The 2,933-nt window shown below is 39.5% G+C and carries 2 protein-coding genes; both read right to left on the bottom strand.

What is annotated here, in order from left to right:
* Nucleotides 1–118 precede the first annotated feature (118 nt).
* Nucleotides 119–1,609: a UDP-glucose--hexose-1-phosphate uridylyltransferase gene (galT, locus tag AB5642_RS20105; RefSeq protein WP_173719498.1), complete on the bottom strand. Its 1,491-nt coding sequence runs from the start codon at nt 1,607–1,609 to the stop codon at nt 119–121.
* Nucleotides 1,610–1,627: 18 nt separating this feature from the next.
* The gene (locus AB5642_RS20100) at nt 1,628–2,452 is read right to left on the bottom strand and encodes an AraC family transcriptional regulator (RefSeq protein ID WP_021925437.1); all 825 of its coding nucleotides are present in this window, start codon (nt 2,450–2,452) and stop codon (nt 1,628–1,630) included.
* Nucleotides 2,453–2,933: the final 481 nt, after the last annotated feature.

Genomic DNA, 2,933 nt, shown 5'->3' with positions numbered 1-2,933 from the left:
ATTCTCATTTTATATATCATGAGATACCGGCTGCAACTGCTGTTATAAAATATTTTCTTGTTCTGTAGTTTTGTACTTCATACTACAGCATTCATTATAATCACGATCAGAATACGTCCTATAAACTGTCCACAAAACGCATAAAATCTTCTCTTCCTTTTGGTGTGCATTTATAAACTCCGGCATCTTCCAGCACATGTACAAATACCAGTCCTACTTCTTTTTGAAGAATTGCTTGAATGTTCTCTGCATTAATATCCGGATATTTTTCCAGCAATTCTTTCACCCAGTCCTCATGCTTTGCTATTTTTTCATTTGAAGAAATATCTTTTCCAGATAAAATGTATTCCTCTAAAAGCTCCAACTCTTCTTTTAATCGGGTCGGAAGAACTGCAAGCCCCATTACCTCGATCAGCCCGATATTTTCCTTTTTAATATGATGGTACTGTGCATGTGGATGATATACACCAGGTGGATGTTCTTTCGTCGTAATATTATTGCGAAGTGTCAGATCCAGCTCGTATACATCTTCCACTTTACGGGCAATTGGGGTTATGGTATTATGTGGCTCTCCGTCCGTATTGGCAAATACAAAGGCTGCTTCATCTGTATAGCCTCTCCATGCCTGCAGCACATGTGTTGCAAGGTCAATCAACCGTTCTGGATTTTTATGACGGATACGGAGCACTGATAACGGCCACTTTACAATTCCCGCTTCCACATTCTCAAATCCAGGAATGGTCACATGCTTTTCAATCGGTGCCTTAGCCATTGCGAAGGTATAATGTCCTCCCTGGAAATGGTCATGGCTTAAAATAGAACCGCCTACAATTGGAAGGTCTGCATTGGAGCCCAGGAAATAATGTGGAAACAGTTTTACAAAATCAAACAGCTTCACAAATGTGTTTCGTTCAATCTTCATGGGGGTGTGACAGGAATTAAACACGATGCAGTGCTCGTTATAATATACATAGGGTGAGTACTGGAATCCCCATGGGCTGTCATTGATCGTAATCGGAATGATCCTGTGATTCTGTCTTGCCGGGTGGTTGACTCTTCCGGCATAGCCTTCATTTTCCGGACAAAGAAGACATTTCGGGTAGCTTCCGGATTTTACATTTCTGGCTGCTGCGATTGCTTTTGGATCCTTTTCCGGTTTTGAAAGGTTGATGGTAATATCAAGGTTTCCATATTCACTGTCTACTGTCCATTTCTGGTCTTTCTTTACCCTGTAACGACGAATATAATTGCTGTCCTGACTCAGTTTATAAAAATAATCCGTCGCTGCTTTTGGATTCTCCCCATATTTTTTCCAGAACGTTGTCTGTACTTCTGCAGGTCGTGGCATGAGGCAATTCATCAGTCTGGTATCAAACAGGTCTTTATAGACAACACTGTCTTCAATCAATCCCCGATCAATTGCCTCTTTTAACAGTTCATCCAGAACCTTCTCAAGTTCAATGTTCTGAAATTCCTGTTCCGATGCAGTGTAATCATCCTCGTAAAATACATCCAGCAGAAGATTTGTTGTGTAATTTCTCTCACATTCTGGTATCAGTCCCGTCTCGACTCCATACTGTACCAGTTTTGCAATACTCTCACTCAGCATATTTTTATCCTCTCTTTTCTATATGATTTCATTTTGCAGAACAAACTTTTCTCTGTACAGATTCCGGTATTCTCTTGGTGTCATTTTGTAGCGTTCCCTGAAAACCCGGTTAAAAGTCCGCTGACTTTCAAATCCTGCATCCATGGAAATGTCCGTAATGCTTTTGTCAGTACACTCTAAATGAACACAGACATAGTTTAATCTCTGTTCATTTAAATATTGGTTAAAATTTCTATGAAAAGTTCCGGAAAAGACACGCGAAAGTGTAAATTTACTTACTCCCATATCTCTTGCCATCTTTTCCAGGGACATTTCTTCTTTAAAATGTTTTGCAATATAGGAGACCGTCTGATAAATGATATCATTGCTCTCCACACTGCTCTTTTCCTGTAAGTTAAATGCCGGGATACTTCTGGCCAAAAGGATCTGCACATAAGCCTGTTCCACAACAAGGTTAGGATTTTGCTCCTTTTTATCGAGCTTCAGGCACCGAATTGCATTTACAATGTCCCGGTGGACCTGTGGCTTTTTAATCACAGGATTTTTCGGACAGTATTTCTGCATAACAGAAGCAAATTGTCCGCAAAGTATGGGCTGCGCCCACAGATAGCATGCCTTATTATTCTCTCCTGAAAAGACCTGGCAGTGATGGATCACTTCCGGAAAAAGGACTGCAAAATCACCTTCCTCCATGTGAAAGAGTTCCTGGCCCATTCCAAGCTCCAAACATCCTTCTGTAAGATAGATGAATTCAACTGAATTGTGCAGATGAGGGGATTCATGTCTGGCAATACGGGAATGTAAATGCAGGTTTTCTTTTTTCTCTTCATAAACCGGAAACATAATTTCTCTCCTCTGCAAATTTTGTCTGTTTTTTCTTTTCATTTGGCACGTAATCCGCTTTCAGGTGATCTATAATGCACTTGTAAGTTAAGAAAAGAGGTGAACGAAATGAAAAATTTAAAAGCTTATATCTTATATGTGATGAATTTCTACGCAAACTATTATAAAGTTTGCCGCTAATGCCAGAAGAAAATTCCGGTATTCGGCCGGATTTTCTTCTGCATAAACTATCACATCCGCTTTTTATTAGTATAACCAACTGATGAACCCCTGTACATGAACAGGATTCTTTAAAATATAGACAAAATGATACAAAAAAAGATATGCTGCAAAAAATGACTGTATTTCCTGCCTCATATCTTTCCTTAATCCAATGACAGACAGCCCGAAAATATCGGGCTGTCTCAGACTGTAGACAAACTTGGTGTTGGGTGTTATGCCCAGCACCATTTTTCTTTTAAAACTTCTTTTCTTTTTATTT

The organism is Ruminococcus sp. 1001136sp1_2201st1_G3_2201SCRN_220225, assembly GCF_040924365.1.
In the GTDB taxonomy this organism is placed as follows: Bacteria; Bacillota; Clostridia; order Lachnospirales; family Lachnospiraceae; genus Blautia_A; species Blautia_A faecis.
The sequence above is the reverse complement of the archived record's forward strand: the minus strand, read 5'-3'. Positions and strand labels throughout refer to the sequence as shown.